This is a genomic window from Planctopirus limnophila DSM 3776 (assembly GCF_000092105.1).
GTDB classification, from domain to species: domain Bacteria; phylum Planctomycetota; class Planctomycetia; order Planctomycetales; family Planctomycetaceae; genus Planctopirus; species Planctopirus limnophila.
In genome coordinates this window covers 5,010,462-5,031,666 of sequence record NC_014148.1, presented here as the reverse complement: position 1 = coordinate 5,031,666, position 21,205 = coordinate 5,010,462, and the positions used below count along the sequence as shown (strand labels likewise).

General features: G+C 54.3%; 18 protein-coding genes. 8 read left to right on the top strand and 10 right to left on the bottom strand.

Annotated elements, in window-relative coordinates; translation table 11 throughout:
• Positions 1-33 precede the first annotated feature (33 nt).
• From PLIM_RS20125 to PLIM_RS20095, 7 genes are all read right to left on the bottom strand, one after another.
• Entirely contained in the window at positions 34-426 is a 393-nt protein-coding gene (locus PLIM_RS20125; protein ID WP_013112159.1) for a hypothetical protein, read from the bottom strand.
• Positions 427-514: 88 nt separating this feature from the next.
• Positions 515-970, bottom strand: coding sequence for a hypothetical protein (locus PLIM_RS20120; RefSeq protein ID WP_013112158.1), 456 nt, complete (start codon positions 968-970; stop codon positions 515-517).
• Positions 971-1,300: 330 nt separating this feature from the next.
• Positions 1,301-1,747 carry a hypothetical protein gene (locus tag PLIM_RS20115; protein WP_013112156.1) on the bottom strand — a complete coding sequence of 149 codons (447 nt, stop codon included), beginning with the start codon at positions 1,745-1,747 and terminating at the stop codon, positions 1,301-1,303.
• A gap of 91 nt (positions 1,748-1,838) precedes the next feature.
• On the bottom strand, positions 1,839-3,407 hold the full coding sequence (locus PLIM_RS20110; protein WP_013112155.1) for a sulfatase family protein: 1,569 nt from the start codon (positions 3,405-3,407) through the stop codon (positions 1,839-1,841).
• A gap of 12 nt (positions 3,408-3,419) precedes the next feature.
• Positions 3,420-5,525, bottom strand: a complete 2,106-nt coding sequence (locus tag PLIM_RS20105; protein ID WP_013112154.1) for a S9 family peptidase — start codon at positions 5,523-5,525, stop codon at positions 3,420-3,422.
• A gap of 203 nt (positions 5,526-5,728) precedes the next feature.
• Complete coding sequence (locus PLIM_RS20100) at positions 5,729-6,241, bottom strand: hypothetical protein (protein WP_013112153.1); 513 nt, start codon at positions 6,239-6,241, stop codon at positions 5,729-5,731.
• A gap of 160 nt (positions 6,242-6,401) precedes the next feature.
• Entirely contained in the window at positions 6,402-6,974 is a 573-nt protein-coding gene (locus PLIM_RS20095) for a DUF2617 family protein (RefSeq protein ID WP_013112152.1), read from the bottom strand.
• Between the two features lie 423 nt (positions 6,975-7,397).
• Here PLIM_RS20095 and PLIM_RS20085 point away from each other — a divergent pair, with 423 nt between their 5' ends.
• Positions 7,398-8,396 (top strand): cell division protein FtsQ/DivIB, encoded by a 999-nt coding sequence (locus PLIM_RS20085; protein ID WP_013112151.1) that lies wholly within the window; start codon positions 7,398-7,400, stop codon positions 8,394-8,396.
• Between the two features lie 126 nt (positions 8,397-8,522).
• On the top strand, positions 8,523-8,999 hold the full coding sequence (locus PLIM_RS20080; RefSeq protein WP_013112150.1) for a hypothetical protein: 477 nt from the start codon (positions 8,523-8,525) through the stop codon (positions 8,997-8,999).
• A 122-nt stretch (positions 9,000-9,121) separates the two neighbouring features.
• Here PLIM_RS20080 and PLIM_RS20075 read toward each other — a convergent pair whose 3' ends face one another.
• Positions 9,122-10,144: a DUF1559 domain-containing protein gene (locus PLIM_RS20075; RefSeq protein WP_013112149.1), complete on the bottom strand. Its 1,023-nt coding sequence runs from the start codon at positions 10,142-10,144 to the stop codon at positions 9,122-9,124.
• Positions 10,145-10,418: 274 nt separating this feature from the next.
• Here PLIM_RS20075 and PLIM_RS20070 point away from each other — a divergent pair, with 274 nt between their 5' ends.
• Both PLIM_RS20070 and PLIM_RS20065 read left to right on the top strand, forming a co-directional pair.
• A complete protein-coding gene (locus tag PLIM_RS20070; protein WP_013112148.1) occupies positions 10,419-11,648 on the top strand; it encodes an AraC family transcriptional regulator in 1,230 nt (409 codons plus the stop codon).
• Between the two features lie 223 nt (positions 11,649-11,871).
• Positions 11,872-12,447, top strand: coding sequence for a cob(I)yrinic acid a,c-diamide adenosyltransferase (locus PLIM_RS20065; protein ID WP_013112147.1), 576 nt, complete (start codon positions 11,872-11,874; stop codon positions 12,445-12,447).
• 404 nt (positions 12,448-12,851) lie between these two features.
• On the opposite strand, the gene PLIM_RS20060 is transcribed toward PLIM_RS20065, so the two are convergent.
• Together PLIM_RS20060 and PLIM_RS20055 are read right to left on the bottom strand one after the other, a co-directional pair.
• Complete coding sequence (locus PLIM_RS20060; RefSeq protein ID WP_013112145.1) at positions 12,852-14,648, bottom strand: putative Ig domain-containing protein; 1,797 nt, start codon at positions 14,646-14,648, stop codon at positions 12,852-12,854.
• Entirely contained in the window at positions 14,645-16,363 is a 1,719-nt protein-coding gene (locus PLIM_RS20055; RefSeq protein WP_013112144.1) for a hypothetical protein, read from the bottom strand. Before PLIM_RS20055 ends, PLIM_RS20060 begins: the two co-directional genes overlap by 4 nt.
• Before the next feature lie 152 nt (positions 16,364-16,515).
• On the opposite strand from PLIM_RS20055, the gene PLIM_RS24265 reads away from it, so the two are divergent.
• The 4 genes from PLIM_RS24265 to PLIM_RS20040 all read left to right on the top strand — a co-directional run bounded on the left by PLIM_RS24265 (position 16,516) and on the right by PLIM_RS20040 (position 21,205).
• On the top strand, positions 16,516-16,725 hold the full coding sequence (locus PLIM_RS24265; protein ID WP_013112143.1) for a hypothetical protein: 210 nt from the start codon (positions 16,516-16,518) through the stop codon (positions 16,723-16,725).
• A gap of 339 nt (positions 16,726-17,064) precedes the next feature.
• The gene (gene leuB, locus PLIM_RS20050; RefSeq protein WP_041403972.1) at positions 17,065-18,144 is read left to right on the top strand and encodes a 3-isopropylmalate dehydrogenase; all 1,080 of its coding nucleotides are present in this window, start codon (positions 17,065-17,067) and stop codon (positions 18,142-18,144) included.
• 142 nt (positions 18,145-18,286) lie between these two features.
• Entirely contained in the window at positions 18,287-20,311 is a 2,025-nt protein-coding gene (locus PLIM_RS20045; protein ID WP_013112141.1) for a M28 family peptidase, read from the top strand.
• A 192-nt stretch (positions 20,312-20,503) separates the two neighbouring features.
• Positions 20,504-21,205: an HAD family hydrolase gene (locus PLIM_RS20040; protein ID WP_013112140.1), complete on the top strand. Its 702-nt coding sequence runs from the start codon at positions 20,504-20,506 to the stop codon at positions 21,203-21,205.

Sequence of the window (21,205 nt, the reverse complement as noted above, 5' to 3'; positions counted from 1 at the left end):
TCTTTCGTTTCAAGTTGGTAAAGGAAGATGACGCTAGTCAGTCCTTGTTTGGCCTTGTGGTTGCTCAACAGAGCGGGGCAAGGGAAGAGTCACTGCTGCTTTCTCGATCGTGAGGATCGAATTCATGGGAATCCAGAATACTGAATGGCGAAACTCGGTGTCGCCTGAATTCAGCTTGTAGCGACTGTCGAGGAAAAGTCCGTCATGGTGGACAGCCACAAGTTTTCCGTCGAGCGACAGCCTTGTGTTATTCAGCCAGGTGGAGGTTGGTGCGATGGGACTGCCCGCCGCCCCGAGCAGATCTCTGTTGAAGTTGACCGTGACTTCAGTACCTACCCACTGTTCGAGAGGATGGACTTGTGCCTGATGTGTTTCCTCGCAGCCTGTCAGCCACAGGAGAGCGAACAATGTCAGGGCGTGTTTCATGGATTCCTGGCCTAACGATCAGATTTACCGGTTTGTCGCCAAGTGGCTTCGATTTCAGATAGCGCCCGGTCGGCAACTCCGGTGCATGTTATTGTTCAGCGTCTTTGAAATTCCGACTCAAGATGACCCATTCGATCCCGTCGCCGTCGCCACCGATGTCCTCATGACACGCGATGTTGATGCCCAAAGACACACAGTCGAGGCCATCTCCCAGCCACCTTGTCTTCCGAAGCGGGTGGTTCTCTGACTTGAGGAACCGTCGGACTCCTTTTAACGTGGCCTGATCATACAGTTCAACGCCTTTGTAACGCAGTTGGCCCGAAAGGAATTCAATGTCGCGAACGGTGTCGTCCTGATAACGCACGCGAATGAATGTGGCGCCGTCCACGGTGATGAAGTCATCCTCGTCGGGATATTCGGCGTTCGGTACGAGCGGACTGAATACGGACGCTGCGAGCTTCCTCAAGAGTTGGCGAGGCTGCCCGAGTGTGATGGCAAGCTGCTTACTCGTGATGCCTTCAAATGGCACGAATTCCCATTCCACTTCGACAGCCTCACTCTTCCATCGCTGAACAGGTATTCGACCGCCAAAGTGCAGTGGAATACTACCGCACTTTGGCGGTGTGGCAGGGACTTGTCAACATTTCGTTGGGCGGCACCGATGCCAGCCATCGGACGAGCAACGTGTGGTGGAGGCTTTCATGGGGTCGCGTACCATGTTCGACTTCGTAGCTCTCGAATGAGTTTTTCGATCGACGGATGGCTTGCATCAAACCTCCTGTGGCATTCCCACCACGGTAGAAATCGGAATTTCAACCGGGGCCACCCTGCGATCTAGTCCCTAAACACTTAATTAATCAGATTCATCTTTTCGTTATTGAGAACCATCGGTAATCATCAGAGAGACCGTATTGGAAATCATTGTTCCTCTCCAGATGGGTGTGACGGCAGCGAAACGGGACCGTTTGGCTAAAAAATCATACCAGTCTCTTTCACCTTCAAAATGATATACAAATCGAACAGAATAATTACCGCTGGGCAATTCAATACTCCATAGCGCTTTCGTTGAAGGTTCAGAGTTTATTGAAGCAAAGAGATCGAATGCTATTCTTGATCCCGGTGCGAGTACGAAGTCATCAAGCGGACCTGAAGTCAAAAAACGAGTCCCCCATTCTGCTGCAATATTTTCCGAGGGATCAAGAAACTGTAGATCATAGACTTGTGGATACTGGAGCAAACAACGATCCTCTGCTCCAGAATAGGCAACACGGAAGATTGCCGGACGGGAAACTGCATCAACAACTTCTAAATTGATCTGCACGGCAATACCTCTACATTGAAGAAAATCTTTTCATAGACAGAACTGGGCCTCCATCAGTATATGAGTGGTGTATAAAAACATATTATTGACTTTATGGTCGCGTTGGTCGGCTGCGGCCATTTGTTTTGGACTGTTCGAGAAGTGTCTTTAACCTGGATGTGACTTCTGGTCGGGCGTGGTAGAGATTTGTTGATTCTCCCGGATCCGTCGAAAGGTTATAGAGCTGACCAGGAGCGTCGGGGGCGGCATCAGGGAGGATGAAAGGCTTGAGGCTGGGATCATTTTCGTAGCGGTTGCCTCCTGAACCAGTGTGGTCGAGATATTTCCACTCGCCCTGCCGGATCGCGAGAGTGCGCGATCCGCCGAAGGATTGTGTCAGCAGGTAGGGCCGAATCGGCGGCGCACTTTCATCAAGCCATGCCGGGAGCATGTTGAAGCTGTCTTCAGCGGCATGGTCGGGGAGTTGAGTATCCACAATCGCGGCCACTGTCGCCATCACATCGGTCAGACTCGTCAGTTGCGAATTAGTAGTGCCAGGTCTGACTTTACCTGGCCACCGCACGATGAATGGGACGCGATGTCCTCCTTCCCAGGCGTCTCGCTTCATTCCCCGCCAGGGGCGCGCACCATCATGACCATGGTCGCTTCGCATGTGAATAACGCTCGTCACTTCGGGGCCGTTGTCACTCGTGAAGATGACCAGTGTATTCTCAGCGATGTGAAGCTCTTCCAAGGACTTCATGAGTTCGCCAACGATGTAGTCGAGTTCGAGGAGAAAGTCGCCATGTGGCCCGGCCTCTGACTTCCCCTGAAACTGTTTGGCAGCAAATGAGGGAAGATGAACCGCCTGTGTTGAATGGAAGAGGAAGAATGGTTTGCCGGGATTTTGGCGAACATGCTGATTGAGAAACTGACGACTCTTCTCCAGAAAGATCAGATCGATCTCTTCCATGGCGAAGTCTGATGCGATGAGTCCGGGCCGGCAGTCATGGGCATAAGGGTGTTTGGGAAGTGCTGACTTTTCGAGTGATGCGGTGGGGGGCACAGGGACGCGATCATTCTCGATGAAGGCATATAACCAGTCGGTCGTGGGACAACAGGCTGTGCCAAAGAATGAATCAAAGCCATGATCGACCGGGCCGCCGTCGATCCGGCGACTGAAATCGACCTGCCTGACGGCTTCAAGGGCATTACTGTGAATGGGCCGACCTTCACGGTCGAAGAATGTCAGCCCGATATGCCACTTGCCGACACACGCTGTTGAGTAGCCCCGCTCGCGGAGCATCATCGGCAACGTCAGTCGGCCCGGAGCAATCAGCGACGGCCCGCCAACTCCGGTGAAGACTGTGCCGCCGCTGGGTGCTCGAAATGGCATCTGTCCCGTCATCAATCCATAGCGAGTCGGAGTGCAGACTGTGCTGGGGCTATGCGCATCAGTGAACCTCATCCCTTCGCGGGCAAGCCGGTCTATATGTGATGTCGATACTTTCGACTGGCTGTTGTAGCAGCGAAGATCGCCATAGCCGAGATCGTCGGCCAGAATCAGCAGGATGTTCGGTTGCTCAGCGGCAACGATCGATTGATCAGTATTTAACAGCACCAGCGTGCAGAGACTTGCCAGACAAGAACAGAACCAGCCTCTTGTTGTGCGATGGCTCATGGGTTGTCGTCCTTATGGATGTGTGGCTGGTCGCGGGCCTGCCGGAAGATTCTGCATCAGATATCTCAGAATCAGCATCCGGACGTGCACTTGCGTACCATCTCCCTCACGCAGTCCATGATCACGGTTAGGATAGACCATGTAGTCGAAGGGCTTCCCCAGCGCAATGAGCCGATCGACCAATCCTTCGATGATCTGAATGTGAGTATTCGTTTCACCAGAGCCTGTGATGATCAGGAGCTTTCCCTTGAGACCATCGGCGTAATTGATGGCAGCGGCTTTCTGATAGCCATCGGGATTTACTTCACGGGTGCGCATGAAGATTTCCTGGAACCAGGCGTTGTACAGATGCGGTTGTGGCTTGGGGACGACAGCAATCCCGACGTGGTATGAATCGGGCTTACGAAAGAGAGCATTGAGTGTATTGGAGCCACCACCGCTCCAACCCCAGATGCCGACGCGGGATGTATCAATAAAGGGATGTCCCTTGGCCAGGGCCTTTAAGCCAGCTTCCTGCTCTTCTGTGGAAAGTAATCCCAGGCAGCCGAACACAGTGCGTCGCCAGGCGGCTCCTTTCGGAGCAGGCGTCCCACGATTATCGATTGATACTACGATGTAGCCGAGATCAGCGACCACGCGGTGGAAGTCGATCTGTGCGGCACCCCATTCGTTTAAGACTGTCTGTAAATGCGGCTCACCATAAACGTAGATGAACAAGGGATACTTTTTTGAGGGATCAAAGTCCCTGGGTTTGAGCATCCAGGCATCGAAGACAAGCCCCTCGCCGATGTCGAGTTTAAGAAACTCAGCCGGTCGTGAACCGATCAACTTCATCCGTTCACGGAGATCGTCATGGCTTTCGAGAGAGCTGACCACGCGGTGTCCCTCGACTTCGATGAGTTCATGCGTTGGAGGTGAATCCAGCGTGGAATACGTATGAATGGCCCAGGTTGCATCGGGTGAGAATTGATAGCTATGTGTGCCGATCTGATCTGGCGGTGTCATTCGCTGAAGCTGGCCCGAGCCATCCAGCGGGACGCGATAGAGATACTTTTGTGTCGCGTCATCGGGCGAGGCGTAGAAATAGTACCAATTCCGTTTTTCGTCGATGACAGCACGATCGATGAGGTCGTAGTTTCCTGAGGTCAACAGTGTTACTTCATTACCATCGCGTGAGCAGCGATAGGCGTGCCGCCAGCCATCTTTTTCGGTGATTACGACAAATGCCTGGCCTTCTTGAATCCATACCAGTCCGGAATTTTTCCCTTGGCTCGACTCGACCCAGGCTTCGTTTGATTCCGAGAAAATCGTTTTGATCTGCTCAGTGGTGGTGGCGAGCAGGAATTCACGCTGATCACGGAAGCGACTGAACTTTTCGACGAGGATTTCTTGAGAGTTGCCCGCCCATTCGACCTGACCGAGGTAGATGCCTTCACTGGGGCTCTCAATGGGGAGCCAGACAAGTTGCTGGCCATCAGCATTCACGACGCCAACTCTTAGTTGTTCGATGGGGCCGCCCACTCTGGCAAAGCGATGTTTCTCAACCCCCGGGTAACTGGAATCACCCGGCACGAGGACTGATCGTTGCCGCACGTCAGTGAAGTCGGCTTCGATGAAGAGGACGCGTGAACCATCAGGACTCCAGACGGGATCGCGATAGGCAACGAATCGATCTGGAGCAGGTGCTGCCAGCAGAATCTCCTGCTGGTTGGCCTGATTGATCGAAAGCAGTTTTTTATCGCGAACGACGAGTCGATGAGTTCCTGCGGGTGAAAGTCTTTCACTTTCGGGGGCGGGCATTTTTTCATCAGATGGCCATGCTCGCTTTTGACCTGAGGATGCTTCATGTAAGAATCGAGTGGCCTGTTTTGTCTTTGGATCGATCTCCTCGATGATGAAGCCTGAACTGTCGGGGAGCCACGTGGGTCGGTAATTCTTCGCGCGAAATTCGCCACGGTCGTAGATCGCCTTCAAGCGAGTTTCCGCGTGGCTTTGCCAGTCTGGTGCATCGGTGATTTGAGCAGCCAATTCATGCGTAAAGACGAGGAGATAAACCGATATCGCCCCGCACAATAAAGTTCGTACGGAGAGTCGTATGAAAACGTCGCTATGGCTCATGAATCGCTGGTCCCGGGTTCAAACCTGAAATGGACTTATCAAGTGGCAAGTTCTTTTCGCGTGAACTACTTGACCTGCTCCACGGCGGCTGTGTTAGAAATGGTATGAATTTTCAATTCACCTGGTTTTGCTAATGGCCCAAAGCAACATGATGTTTTCCAACTGAGAACAGGCCGAATCGCATCACCTGAATAGTTTGATAATCACTCGACGGATGTCTCAGACAGTTCGTTGAGTAACTCGCCCTCGTGCTCTTGGAAATACTTTTTGTAGTCTGGCATTCTTTGTTGTAATTTACGCGATTCCTTGATCAATGAAATCTTCTCACTAATCCAGGCAGGTGTGGTATCAAAAAAGTCCCAATGCCAGGTACAGCTACCAGCACTGGCGGCAGTCAATTTCTGATTGAATGTAACAACAGCCATCCCATCATAGCTTCCTTTAGGGGTATAGTGGTAAATCACATATTTGCCATACTCCTCCTGCCAGACATAAGGTTCGATTTCCAACAGTTCTTCCACTGAACTTCCCGGTCGAAGGCGGCCTGAATCGAGTGCGATCATCACCGGCGAAGCAGAAGATCTCATGGCCAGATAGCGATCAAGATCGCTGCGAGACGAGATCCCTTTGGAAACACAAAAGGTCGTTGGCACCGTGATCAGTGTCACGATGATCAAAACAACAATCGTAAGGATCGCATGTCGATTGGCTCTCATGCCTTCTCTTGCCGGATCAAACATCATTCAGAATTGTTGACCCCAGGGCAGGCTCACACCTGCCTGTTGAGCGTTGCACTCATGCAACATGGTCTTTTCAGGTCACACACAATCGGCAGGCGGGAGCCTGCCCTGCGGTTCTGGCTGCTACACACAGCGCTTATAAGCTGGTGAAGCCGGGCATGGGATTGAGTTCCAGCAGTGATTGAGTTCTGACGATGCCGCAATGGGCGGGGAAGGAATGGAAGGAGTGGACCGAGATCGCGTGGCCAGTCACTTCGAGCATCAGGAGACTGAGTGGTGCCGGACTTAAGCGGTTGCGGGTGGGAAAGACGTGGCTGATGGTCGCCCGGTGCAGATCGCTGAGCAGATCTTCGTGAGCACCGAGGAACTGATCGGGCTCGAGAAGTTCGAGTTGACTGCTGACAGAGTATTCCCAGTTCCCAGTCGCTGGTCGGACAATGTGTGTCTTGCAGCCGCGAATTTTCTGCAGCAGGCAGGAGCGAGTGGCTGTTGAGGCCAGGGATTGTTCGGCAATCAGTTCGCAGAGGACACTGGATTGACGCTTCCAGATGACGGCATGGCCCATGGGTGTCAAAGCCACTTCAGCCGTTACATCGTGGGTGCGAAAGACATCCTTTTCCACAGACTTGAGAAGTTCCGGGTGAGGAGCTTTCTGACTGACCTGAAGGATCAGCGATGTCACGTCGGGCCGGATGGAATCGACGCGCATGTTGAACTTTCTGCTGAAGGGTGTGGAGTTCATGACCATCTGACAGATGAGACCATTACTCCCGGACATCTTTCACACTAACGAAGTGGCCAAGCAGATTTCCAGAGAGGAACAGGGCTCTTGAGCAAGCTTGAGAAAGTTTCTCAAAATGGGAGGTATCTGCTTGAAATTGATTTTCGGAGTGTCCTTGCGTGGCTTGATCACCCCGTGATCGGAACTGTTGGACCGATATTCCTGCATTCGATTCAAGTTCATCGGCATTTTCTGCCGATCAACGATTGATAAGCAGTTTTGTATCGAGCCTGGTATTTAATCGTTCTGTCTTCCAGCAAGGTGGCTGGCTCTCATCACTCCGGTCGTCAAGGTTTCTCAATGAGGAGAAGCTTTTGCCCATAGACTCGATCTGATGATGGAGTGGCTCTGATGATGACTCCAGCCAGCGAGGGAAATTCGATCTGGATGCGATTGTTCCGCCCTCGTGTGCTGTTTGTGCTGGCTCTATCGCTGGCGGCTGTGGCCATGCTCCCTACCTGGCTGAAGCGGTTGCCTCGCCTGGAGACTCGGACTGATTATCGAGTGACATGGTCGCAGATTGAGCTGCCTCCCGGCCCGAAAGAACTGCCTGTCAATCTTCCTCAACAACTCGAGCAGATGACGGGTGTGGAAAGTCTTTCGCTGTTCGATGAACGGGCTGCTGAGAAGATCGCCTGGGCACTTTCCAAACATCCGTGGGTGCAGCGGGTTGATGAAGTCAGACTGGCATTCCCTGCAAAGGCCACTGTTCGATTGACCTATCGAGAACCGGTGGCGATTGTCGAGAGGCCACAAGGGATGTACCCCATCGCTCATGATGGAGTGCTGCTTCCGGCAGAAGACTTTCGCACATCCAGCGTGAAGACTTATCCGCAGATTCGAGGCATCCATTCATCTCCGCAGGGTGCCGCGGGAACCGTCTGGGGAGACCCTGTGGTCGAAAGTGCGGCACGACTGGCGGAACTTCTGGCGGCTGACTGGGAGCGATTGGGGCTGAAGGCCATTGTACCGGCAACAACTGCCGAAGATGCCGCCCATGTGCGTTCGTGGGGCGAGGTTTCGCGTTCGGAACGACGACGTGAAGTCGATGGATTTCGTGGCCCGGCTGTGCTGAACGATCCAGTTGCACCAGGCGATTATCCTGCAGAAAAAGATCATCCTGCGGAGTTTGTCATTTTCACACATTCCGGTTCTCAGATTGAGTGGGGACGCGCACCGGGAGACGATCAACCTGGTGAGCCGACTGCGGCACAGAAGTTGGGGCGACTGAATCGTTATGTGAGCGAGATTGGCGAACTGGGCTCGGGTTATGCGATTGATTTAAGGCATTGGCACGAGATCAGTCGCCGGCCGATGACAGCGGGCCGAGGAGTTCCCCAGCGCCGCTAGAGTTTGCGAGTTTGATGGGTTCTGGGGAAGTGAAGCGTTGTTTTGACTTTGGATTTGAGTCCTGAGATCCCGATAACCTCAGAAAACAGCGTCACAAATCGAAGTTGGCGCAAGAGGAGAGGTTCTGTGGCGCATTCTCACCTGGTGATTCAGCATTTGCTTAAACAAATCGAGGGGCAATCGCAGGTTCGCAAAGACAAGCGGCCAAAATGGCTGATTGCTGCTGCTGATCGCTTTGCCGATGCCTTTGATCCCCTGGGCGAAGTGGGCCGGGTGGGCTACGAATGTGAGTGGACCGACTGGGGCTGGGAACTGCGGATGTACCTGGGCATGACCGAAGTGGTCGGTGGCAAGTACGATGGTGACTGGCAGGGTGCGAGCTTTGAGCTCGATGTGGCAAGGCTGGTGGCGGTCTTCGATGAACCTCCCGCCATTGCCTGGAGCGTGAGTGCTTCGAAACCCGAATCGAGCCGTTCGTTCCTGACGATTACCGGCACCAGCCATAACGAGCCCTTGCGGTTGAAGGTCTATTCGCTGCCCCCACGCGAATCGTCACCTGTCCTCACACGTCGGCCGGATGGGAGCATCGAGCCGAAAGAATGAGGCCATCTGATATCGAGCCGAAGGAATGAGGCCGATTGACCAAGTTGCCGAAGGAATGAGGCCGAAGAGGTGGCTGTGGTCAAACGTCCTCGTTTGACTACAGCCACCTCGTTGAAAGCACCTTAAAACTCACCAACAGCTTCGCTACTGGCTCGAGTCCCAATTGCTGTGCGGATCGTCGAGTCGATGTTTTCGCTGATGAAGCGGACGGAACCATCACCCATCAGCATATGGCAACCCCCTTCATGAGTGCTGCCAAACGAGACTTCTTTCTGTACATCAGTGGCTGTCACGGAGTCCCACAGGTTGATTCCCACGCCCAGTGAACCGAAAAACTCAGAGGCATCTGTCCTCGTACCACCCGTATCCATGCCATCACCACCCATAATCCAGTGATCATAGCGCTGGCCAGTGGCTGTGCCATCAACAGGTTCCGTTGGTGATGAAAGATTTTCGGTCTGTGGCCTGGTTTCGCCAATCAGAACAGTATTCGAGAGGCCATCGGTAATATCTCGAAAGTTATGCGTTGGAGTTCGCGAAATGGTTCCACCGGCCGGTGTGACCTTATCACGCACAGGGAGCATGCCATTATCGTCCAGGAATCGATTGGCATCGGTGACAGCAGTTCCTGAGGCACAGGCAATATAAGTCGCAATGAACCGGTCACTCACATACCAGCCATCCGTGCTGATATCGAGCACATTCGTCGGGCCCGGCAATGAAGGACAACGGAAGGCAGGAATGACGGCTCGACAGGCACGGATGTTTCGATCGGTCACACTCGTACCACTGGCCGCGTAAGTCGCTGAGCCATTTCCCCAATTATTCCCTTCAGTGTAGTTCGTAAACAGGGTGGCCGTATCAAGGGTGTTGTAAAGTGGGGCCTGATCCAACATGGGCAATAGTGCTGCTGACCAGACTTCACCCAGTCCGGTATTGGCAGCCGGCGGCAGATTTCCAAACTGATCGTGGAAGTTATGCACTGCCAGTCCCAATTGCTTCAAATTGTTCCGGCACTGTGTCCGGCGAGCCGCTTCCCGTGCCTGCTGGACAGCCGGAAGCAGCAAAGCAATCAAAATCGCAATAATTGCGATCACGACTAAAAGCTCAATCAGGGTAAACCCTTTGCGAATGCGCATTTTCATTGTACACTACCTGAAAAATGAAGAGATCTTGAGGGGGAATGAGAAGGATTCCCCAAGAAAAGATGCGTTGCTCACCTCCTCCCATCTCTTAGGAAGTGAATTCAACGACAGGTAGTGTGTACTTCACCTCGATTCGCTCCAATGAGTATTTACGCAATTCTTTTGATAGTTTCCCCGTGTTTATGAAGTTTGACTCACAATCTCCCGGAGTTCGTCAGGAAATGATGAGCGCCGGTACTTAAAGTCACATCTTTCCACTCCAGATCGAGGTCGTATGTCGCAAGAAGCCCCCGCTTCCCAGGATTCGTCCGAAATTTCTCCGCGTCCAGCGACATTGCCGGTATCGGCCATGCCACCCACCATGCATCGCAGTGTGGCACTCATCGTCCATACCTCATCTGACTGGACGAGGCAGGTCTTGCGCGGGATTGCCCAGTATGCCAGCGAGCACGGCTTCTGGGATTTCTTCATCGAGCCACGCGGTCACGACGAAAAACTGCTGATTCCCAAGGGCTGGAGTGGTGATGGCATTATTGCCCGCCTCACTCACCCCGCACTCGAAAAGCAGATCCTCAAAAGCAACCTGCCCTGCGTCAACGTCTCCTGGATGGGACAGCACTCCCTCCGGATCCCCAAAGTCGTCTCCGATGAAGCGGCTTGCGGAAGGCTCGCTGCCGAACATTTCCTCGAACAATCCTTCCGCAGCTTCGCCTACATCGGGCCGATTCATCGTGCGGGATATGACGATCTGCTGGGGAAAAACTACATCAATACGCTATTGCAAGCCGGTCATCAGACCAGCATTTATCAGCCCACAGTTCCCATTCCTGTCCCTGACCTTTTAACTCAACGAAAAGGTTTTCTGCAGTGGCTGAAAATGCTCCCCAAGCCAACGGCAATCTTCACCTGGAGTGGTGAAGTGGGCCGCGAGTTAATGACCTGTGCCCGCCTCAGCCGCTTTCGGATTCCCGACGATATCGCCCTGCTCGTTGGTGAAAACGATCCACTGTTGTCAGCTCTGGCACCAGTCCCGCTTTCCAATATCGACCAGGCTCCTGTCCGTGTCGGTTACGAAGCAGCGACTTTGCTCGACAAACTCATGAATGGCGAACCAGCACCGGAAGAGCCGATTCTTGTCCCCCCTGTCGGTGTGGTGCAGCGCCGATCCACGGAAACATCGGCTGTCGATGATCCTCTGGTCGATATGGCCGTTCGTTTTATGCGCGACCATTTGAGCGAACCGATTCAGATTGCGGATGTGGAGAAAGCTCTCAATGTCTCCCGCCGGGTGCTGGAACACCGCTTCCATAAAGTGCTCGACGATACCCCAGCCAATGTCCTTCGCAGGATGAGATTGCAGAACGTCAAACGCCTCCTGGGAGAAACCACTCTTCCACTGGCCCGCATTGCCCAGCTCACTGGCTTTAATCACGTGGAAGTTCTGGTGCGTACCTTCCGCCGTGAGCTGGGGGTCACTCCCGGCGAATACCGGCGTCGCCACTAATCGACTCTCGACATCTCGACAGGTCAGAATCAAGTTCAGCAGAGCCAATTCCTCGCCAGTTCACGAGGGATGATATGAATTTGCGACCGAATGTCTGGCTGGGGTGATCGCGTGGCGAAATTGTACTAGAATCGAAAGACGCAGATTCACTTTCGCGAACAGTGTTTCTGTCTACTCTCTCGCCGCGTGCTCGACTGCTCCTGCCTTCAAAGCGAAATGACTGATGGTTTACCTGAATCGAATTTACACCAAGTCGGGCGACTCGGGATTAACCAGCCTTGGCAACGGAGACCGCGTTTCGAAAACCAGTCCCCGAATTGTTGCGTATGGTGGGGTCGATGAACTCAATGCCACCCTGGGCGTGGCTTTACATGCCCAACTCACTGAGGAAATTCGACAACTGCTCACTTCGATCCAGCACGATCTGTTTGATCTGGGGGCCGATCTGTGCATCCCTCAGAAAGAGAACGAAGCGCCCGGAGAAGCCCTGCGGATGACGGCGGCTCAAATTGAACGACTGGAAAAGGCGATTGATGAGGCCGTCGATCAGTTGTCTCCTCTGACCAGCTTCGTATTGCCCGGCGGTACAGAAGCTGCCGCTGCTTTACATGTCGCGCGAACCGTTTGCCGCCGCGTGGAAATTGGTGTCATCGCTCTCAGTGAGCAGGAACCAATCAGCCCTCATTGTGTGATCTACCTCAATCGGCTCTCCGATCTCCTCTTCTGCCTGGCCAGACTCTGCAACGATGGCGGGAAAGCCGATGTGCTCTGGATTCCCGGCAAGAATCGCCCCGCATAATCGCCACTGTTTGCGTTGTCATTCGTTACTACGAAGCCGTAACGTTGTGTGTGCCATGCTTACAGCCTGTTTTGAGTTGATACCGGGCAAGCCTGTCTTCACAACCCGCCAGAGGGCTGTCATCCTCCACTAAGGGTCGCCCGGCCAACTTGTAGCTGGGTTGTTGAGCGAAGGCACGACAACAAGAAGCCGTGCGCATACCTGAAAAACCTTCTCCCACGCAGACGTGGGCGAGGGGTTTTTGCTCCTTCTCCCGTTCTGACGGGAGAAGGTTGGGATGAGCGGAACTCGAAGCGTATGTGGCGTTCTATCAACAACCAGCCTCATTGCGGGATACTCATGATCAATCGCCATTGGCAAACAATCGGTGCCCTGATTTCGCTTGTGAGGATGAATTCAATGGCTCAGCGGGTGTCAGTCGAGGGTGCGTTGGTTCCTGTGGCCGCTGTCTCCAGAGGCACCAGTTCGCGTAGACTTTTGCCGAGTTCGAGGCGCTGCCTTTGGCCGTTCACCAGCAGAATGATCTGCTGAGGTGTGGCTTCTTCAATCACGAACTCCAGGTCGCCTATCACTTGCGGGGTGCCCGGAAGCATCACGAGTTTACGGCTCTGGAGGCGATCAAAGAACCAGACTTCCATCCCGGCAGAAGAGTTGGAACTGTTGGCTGGGGTGGTGTTGGCAGGGGTGGTTTCTGAGGAGACCGGCCCTTCGATGACAGCGATCAGATAAGTGTACTGCGGGAGATCTTCGGAGAGCTCGAAGTTGAACACGTGCGTGGCTGCCAGAGGCGGGTTCGAATCGTCTGTGACACGCAATTCCACCGATTTGGCACCTGGTTCGGCAGAGATCGAAGGGATCCATTCGATCCTGCCGGTTTTGGAGTCGAACGACATCCCTTCGATCAATGAAACTGCCGACCATTTGAGTTTGTCGCGAGACGTTTCTCGATCCGTCGCCTGAGGTTCGAGCTTCCACACACGGCCGGCAACGGCTGGTAACAGTTTGGTGACGGCAGCGATTTCGGGGGGTGTGTTCGGGTCTTTGATCGTAAAGCGAATGGAACGTTCGACAGTCGGGAAGGCGTCTTTCTCGGGAAGGACATCGAACGTCAAGGTGAGTTCATTTTTTGAGGTTTCTGCCGATGCTGATCCTTTCGGGAGTTCGCCGGTAATGCGACGAGATTGAGCATCGAACGAGAGACCGGCAGGCCAGGTGCCGGTGGGTTTGAGAGTGGGAGTGGAACCGGCAGTCCCTTTCAATTCGATGGTCTGGCGCAGCGGGGTTCCCGTCAGAAGCACGGCTTCGCCTTGAGCTTCGAGGCGTGGATCGTATTTGGCGGGCGGGACGGGCTTGAGGAATCTCCAGCCACTCTGAATCTGACTGGCAAGAGCGGTAATCATCGCTTCGGGAGGTGCAGAAGGGACCTGCACGATCGTCCCCGCAGGAAAAGCTTTGTTGGAAGGAGATTTTTGCAGTTTCCAGACGCCCGTCGTCGTGTTGATCGCCTGCACCTGGCGGCGTTCATCGCCGACGAGAATCTCGAAGGGAGTGGGGAGGCGTATGGCGAGTGGATCGGCAACCGTTAACTCGGTACTGCCAGCAGCCATGGCCTCTTTGAGAGATGTTTCAGGGAAGAGGGTGTTGCGAGGGCGTGATTCGGGGAAGACGATCCCTTCGAGTTCGAGATCGATCTTGAAGGGGGGATTTCCGGTGACATCTGTCGATTCGATGCGGACGCGATTCACGCGGTGTAGCAGTGGTGCCAGTTCGAGCCGGGCGAGGAAATCGGAGATTTGTGCGGCAGTCCCTTCACCCGTCAAAGAGATGGCCACGCTGATATACAGGTTGGGTTTGGTTTGACGACGTTCGGGTGCTGTTTTTACCCGTTGAAGACGACTTTTTTCTGCGATGGACCCCAGCCAGTTGAGATAGAGCCTTTGGGCGTTGAGTGCATCAGGTCGTTTGGTGGTGGGAGGATCGGCTGGTAACGAGACAGCTTTCCATTGGCCGAGTTGTTTACGTTTTTGTAGAAGCTGAAGGATTTCGGCATCGCTTTTGTCGACCTTCTCGGTCACTTCAGCGAGCTTGTTCTGCCGATCGGTAATGGGTGCCATGACAGCCGGATAAAGATAGCTGTAAGCCACGTAGAGGATGGCTGCTCCACCCAGTCCGATGAGGAGATTGCGTTCGCGGGTGTTCATACTTCACCCCCATCGGTTGCCGAGCCAAACGAGTCGAGAGTGGACTTCACAGAGGTGGTCGCTGTTTCTTTGGCCTGTTGTTCTTTGGAGGCTGGGAGCTTGTTATCAGCCTTGGGTGCCGTTTGCGGCTGCAGGGGCAGGTTCGCATCTTTTGCCGGTGCTGCTGATTTGGGTGGCGGGGCTGGTGGTAACAACGTGGCGTCGATTTCAAAACGTTGTTTGTAATCGGGATCTTTGCTGATTCCTGCCAGTTCGCGGGGGACGATGCGGTATTCTTTGGTTTCCGCCATGCGATTGCCCAGATCGGTCACATCGCTGTTCGTGCGGGCCAGACCTGAAGCCTGCATCCGGCCATAAACTTCGCCCGCGCCAGCCGTGATTGACCAGTTGGTCCACAAAAGGCGTTCAGTGTTAGGGAGAACTTTGGCTTGCCGACCGAGTTCGACTGTGATTTTTGGGGCGTGGCGTTGCCAGTCATCGACAGCCACGAAGACTTTCTGATCGCCTTCGCCATTTTTCAACGTGGTCTTGGTATCGACATTGCGAACATTCATGGCCAGCAGCTGCTCATCGAGAGAGGCAATGACCGAAGCTTGCCAGGCGACTCCCAGGGCTGTGAGCATGAGTGCGGCTGTGGCTGCAGTAACAAGTTTCACCCGGCGGTAATCGGGCTTGGGAGCCGGTTTTCGGGGGTGGAGAAAATCGAGGCGACACTGATCGGGAAGAGGTGTGACGAACCCCAGGCAGCCAATCCAGTTGGCGAGCGCCTGTGCCGAGATCTCTGGAGAGGAATGACCTGCAGAGTCTGCAACCAGCTTGCTGGCGGCACCCGCCAATGGTGTGCGGGAAACCAGTTCTTGAGCTTCTTCGACCCGGCATTCAAACTGTGAAGCCAGAGCCTCTTTCAAATCGGCATCGATTCCGGAGGCTGAGGCAATGATCAACCGGCGGGGATGAAACTCGGGAGCGATGCGCCGAGCGGCAAACAATCCGCGGGAAATTTCGGCACCCACAGCGAGTGGTGTCGGTCGTCCCTGCTCATTGCGGGCTCCGTGAGGGACACGCGCTGAATGGGCGAAAAGGAGCTGGCCATCGGCAAAGGCCGTGGTTTCGACTCGGCCATCCCGCTCGACGACAAAGGCCGCCTGATCGGCAGGATCGAGGGCTTGTCGCAAAAGCGTGGCATAGCCACAACTCGAGAGTGCCACATGGACGACGCTTAATCCGACCGAATCGAGAAGCTGCTGGATGTTCCGCACAAAACTGGAAGAAATGGTGGCAACGAGCACATGGAGTGTGCTGCTGGGAAGAGATTGTGCAGCCGCTTCTTCCGGAGAGATGGTGCGCATGTGACCACTGGGAGTCAGTTCGTCGGCCAGTGGGAGTTTGACATTGAGAGGGAGGTAATCGAGCAGCACCTGATCGAGTGCGACCGATGACCGCATGGTGGTCTGCAACGTGACAACATCGAGCACTTCGTCTTCGGGAGTGGGAGGAAGTTCGAGATGCCTGAGAATGGCGTCTTCACGAGGGATGACGAGTGTGACTTTGCTTTCTTTGCCCAGGAATTCGGCAAGTTCACCTTTCAGCCAGGACGAATGTCCAGCATCGGTTTCCACGATCCGCTCGCCGTTGGGCCAGGCGAGAACCTTGGAAATGCGAGTGTCACTGGTGAGGGCCGTCAGTTGTGACTTGTCCCATTCAAGAATCAGCACGGCTCAGGCAACCTTTTCTGGAATCGAAGGTTTGTCGCAGGACAAGATCTCGTAAGAGAAACTCTATGGATTGTTCAGCGTGAGTGTATACGTAGCAAGGGGTTATGTCTGTTGGGGATCGTTTTCGCTGGTGTTTTGCGGGAGTTTAGAAAATGAACAACAGCATTCCCTGGCAGGAATGTAAACCCCACTCTGGTGAGAGTTGTACCGGAGGGACTGTGAGAAACTGGGAATTCGGCGTGAGTTTGTGGGGCACTTCGGGAGAGATTCCGGGTTTAAGGGATGTGGCGATTGTGTGTGCATTTCGCGGGGTGATCGATGCGACAGGGCCTCTTTTGCTGTGGGGCAAGTTGCGGTTGTGATCATTGCGGTTGTACCGGGAGGTTGAAGACCAGATGTTCGAGCCATCTCGGGTGGTGAGAGACAGGTGGGCAGGCCGCGATCCAATCGGAAATGTCTGCGTGCAGGGCCTTGAATCTGCTGTTCGAGAAATGCGTGCGATGGAAAAGTCGCATCGTCGGAGGCTGTTGGAGGAGGAATCGACCGCGTATGCTTTGTAGAAGCGTCAAATCTAAAAGGCCTGCCCGAATCTGAACGTTGATCCTGCCGGTTGCAGTTATTGCACAGGATGAGGTGTCATCGGGAGGAGCTGGGAAAGCTTGAAACTGTCAAAAGCCTACCTCTTCGAGAAAGCGTTAGCTGTGCGTGCTCAGATTGCTTTGTTGCCTGGCGATGGAATTGGTGTGGAAGTCGTGGCGGAAGCAGAAAAGCTGCTTCAGGCTGTGGCGAAGAAGTTTGGCCACGAATTTTCGTTCGTGCGGGGTCTGATTGGCGGCTGTGCCATCGACGCGACGGGTGAAGCTCTTCCCGATGAGACGTTATCGATCTGCCGGGCGAGCCAGGCGATTCTGCTGGGGGCTGTGGGTGGGCCGAAGTGGGATAACCCGAGTGCCAAGACCAGGCCCGAAGCGGGTCTGCTCAAGATTCGTAAAGAGCTGGGATTGTTCGCAAATGTGCGCCCCATCAAGGCTTCGCCGTATCTGGTGCAGGCCTCGCCTTTGAAGACCGAGATTGTTGCGGGAGTGGATATCCTGTTCTTCCGCGAGTTGACCGGCGGGTTGTACTTTGGGGAATCGGGCCGCAAGACCAATCCGGATGGCAGCGAGACCGCTTTCAACACGATGATCTACAGCACTTACGAGATCGAGCGGATTGTCCGTCTCGCGGGACAGGCAGCGCGTGGGCGTCGCAAGAAAGTGACCAGCGTGGATAAGGCCAACGTACTCGAAGTTTCGCGATTGTGGCGCCAGACGTTTGATCGTGTCATGCAGGCTGAGTTCCCGGATGTGCAGACGGAGCATGTGTTGATCGATGCCATGGCCATGCACCTGATTTCGAAGCCCAAGAACTTCGACGTCGTGGTGACTGAGAATCTCTTCGGTGACATCCTCACCGATGAAGGCTCAATGCTCCCCGGCTCGATGGGGCTGTTGCCTTCGGCTTCTCTGGGTGCAGATGGCCCAGGGTTGTACGAGCCGATTCATGGATCCGCACCGGATATTGCCGGTAAGGGAATTGCAAACCCGCTGGCTACTATTCTCGCAGCGGCCATGCTGCTGCGTCATTCGCTGCATCTGGAAACGGAAGCGGTGGCCATTGAGAAGGCGGTCGATCACGTTTTGTCTCGTGGACACAGGACAGCTGACATTGCGGGGGGTGGCCCGGCTGTTTCGACCGTACGCATGGGCGAACTGGTGCTGGAAGCATTTCTGGCCGTTTGAGAAAAATGGCGGAGTCGTGAGAGCTCTTTGAGTTATGATTCTGGCTGCCAATCGATCTCTTTGCAGAGGTCGCCATCGAAACCTTGCGTGAATTGTTGAAGAGAGTCTGTACCGCAGGAACATCTGTCAGGACGGAATGGATATGAAGAGTTTGTGCGTCTCTGGGCTGAATATGTCGATGGTGCTTTCGGGGTTGTGGGCATTGCTGGCGGTGGTGTGCTCACCTGCTGAGGGAGTGGCAGCCGAAGCGACAAAGCTGGCGGAGTCGAAAGTTCGCATTCAGCAGGATGTGGGCGTACTGGCCAGTGATGAGATGGAAGGCCGGGGCGTTGGTACTGAAGGTTTGAATAAAGCGGCAGAGTTCATTCGCCAGGAGTTCCAGAAGGCGGGTCTTGATGTCACGCGCGTGAATGGGGGTGCCTTTCAGACATTCTCGCTGCCGACAGGGACAAAGCTGGGTGAGCCGAATTCACTCAAGCTGTTTTCACCCAAAGGTGAAGAACTGGTGCTCGAAAAGGGACGCGACTTCGAGGTAGGTGCCTTTGGGACGAGTGGAAAATTCGAAGGGGAAGTTGCGTTTATTGGCTATGGACTCGAAGACAAAGAGGCCAAGTACGACGACTATGCCGGGATCGATGTAGCGGGAAAGGTTGTCGTTTGTTTTCGCAGAACTCCCGGGCAAGGCCAGAAGGATGGGCCATTTTCGCCGTCTAAAGGTGGCGGTCGGCAAGGTGATCTGCGGAGCAAGATTGTCGCTGCCATGGCTCACAAAGCGGTCGCCATTCTGTTTGTGAATGATCCTTATACGCTGGCCGACAAAGAACGGATTCGCGAAGCAGCGATCAAGAAAGCCGAAGGCAAAGTCGTGACCAGTGCCGAGCAACTGGCCGACGCCAGTCATGAGGATCAATCGGCCAAGCTGACGGCTTTGAAGGATGCTGTCACGCAATTCCGCCGCTCGCGGGATGCAGCAACGAGTCCTGTGGATGAACTCATGCCTTTTGGTTATGCGGCTGCGAATGATGGCGAGAGTCTCCCCGCGTTTCATTTGCGAATCGATTTTCTCAACCAGATGCTGCGCAGTGTGGGTTCGGCCAATGCTGTGGAACTCGCCGAAGAGATTGATGCGACGATGACACCACGCAGCAGGGTTCTCACGGGCTGGAAGGCCCAGGGAGAAGCCACAGTCATCCGCCAGAGTGCCGATGTGCATAACGTGATTGGAGTGCTGGAAGGCGAAGGGCCTTTGGCGAATGAAACGGTGGTGATCGGTGCGCACTACGATCATGTGGGGCGTGGTGGTTCCGGTTCGCTGGCACCGGGCTCGACAGATATTCACAACGGGGCTGATGACAATGCTTCCGGAACAGCCGTTCTGATCGAAGTGGCCCGGTTACTGGCTGCTCAGCCGAAAAAACCTGCCCGTCGTGTGGTGTTTATGGCATTTACCGGTGAAGAGCTGGGGCTGTTGGGTTCGGCACGATATTGCAAAGAGCCGATCTTCCCGCTGGATGAGACCGTGGCCATGCTCAATATGGATATGGTCGGGCGGCTGCAGGAGAACAAGCTGACTGTGTTTGGTGTGAAGACCGCGAAGCAGTTCGAAGAGTGGCTGCGCGAGGGCAATAAGACAACAGGTTTTGAACTCATCGAGAAGCCCGAAGGTTTTGGCCCGAGTGATCATTCATCGTTCTACACGAAGAAGATCCCGGTGCTGCACTTCTTCACCGGGTTACATCCCGATTATCACCGCCCCTCGGACGATACGGATAAGCTTGATGTCGATGGCATGACGCGCGTGGCGACTCTCGTCAATGAGATCGCTCAAGTCGTTATTAACACTCCTGCCCGGCCTGAGTATGTCGAAGTGAAAGGCTCGGCCAATGTGGGACGTTCAGGGAACAGGCCTTATGTCGGGACGATCCCGGATTTTGGCGTTCAGGAACCGGGCTATGCGATCAGTGGGACAGCACCAGGTTCACCAGCCGACAAGGCCGGGCTGAAGCCTGGCGATCTCGTGATTGAAGTGGGTGGCAATAAAGTGACCAACCTGGATGACTTCGACTTAGCACTGCGGAAGTTCAAGGCCGGCGACAAGGTCGATTTCACCGTGAAACGCAAGACCGAGACCCTCAAGCTTCCCCTGGAACTGGCACCACCCCGGTAATGGGTCGAAAAGCTGTTCGGTGATCAAAATAACCATGAAAACAAGGTAGCCATCAGAAGGTTTTGATCTTTTGATGATGGATAGTTTGTCACCAAAGTTCCATCGCTCTGTTTCTCTCGATCTGCGAAGATATTGGGACGTTCAACCCTTAATGGGCTGATTCGGATTCTTCGCGAACTTAAAGGCAGATCAATGTCGGTGGTGACGATGGCTTCCGGGCAACAGAGCGCTCCGAGAAAAGTACCTGCAGTCGAAGCTGTCTGCTTTGACCTGGATGGGACGATGTTCAATACCGAGCATCTATTTTTTGAAGCCGGCGATACAGTGCTTCAAAAATTTGAGCGGCGGATGACCCGCGAAGTGATGGATGTGATCATTGGTCGCCGCCCGATGGAGTCGTTCACCCGGCTGGTCGAGTATCTGGCGATTGATGTCGATCCTGCTCATCTTTTAGAGATTTCTCGCGAGGCTCATCATGAGCTGATCCGTGAGAAGCTCGCACCCATGCCCGGAGTGGTCGAGCTTCTGGGTGCTTTATCGAAGCGAGGAATTCCGTGTGCAGTCACGACATCTTCACCACGGGATTATGCGCAGAGTCTTGTGGAACAGGCAGGGCTGATGAGCCACTTTCAGTTTTTTCTCACCTCGGCAGATGTCTCTCAAGGGAAGCCTCACCCGGAGATCTATCTGAAGGCGGCCAGCACCTTTGGAGTTCGTCCTGAGCAGATGGCGGTGTTTGAAGACAGCGCCGCAGGGACGCGGGCGGCTGTGCTGGCCCGGGCAAGAACCATTGCGGTTCCTCATGAGTTCACTGCCAGCCATGACTTTACGGGGGCCGAGTTACGGGTCGAAACGTTGACCGACCGGCAGGTCTACGAGCTGCTGGCGGTCTGA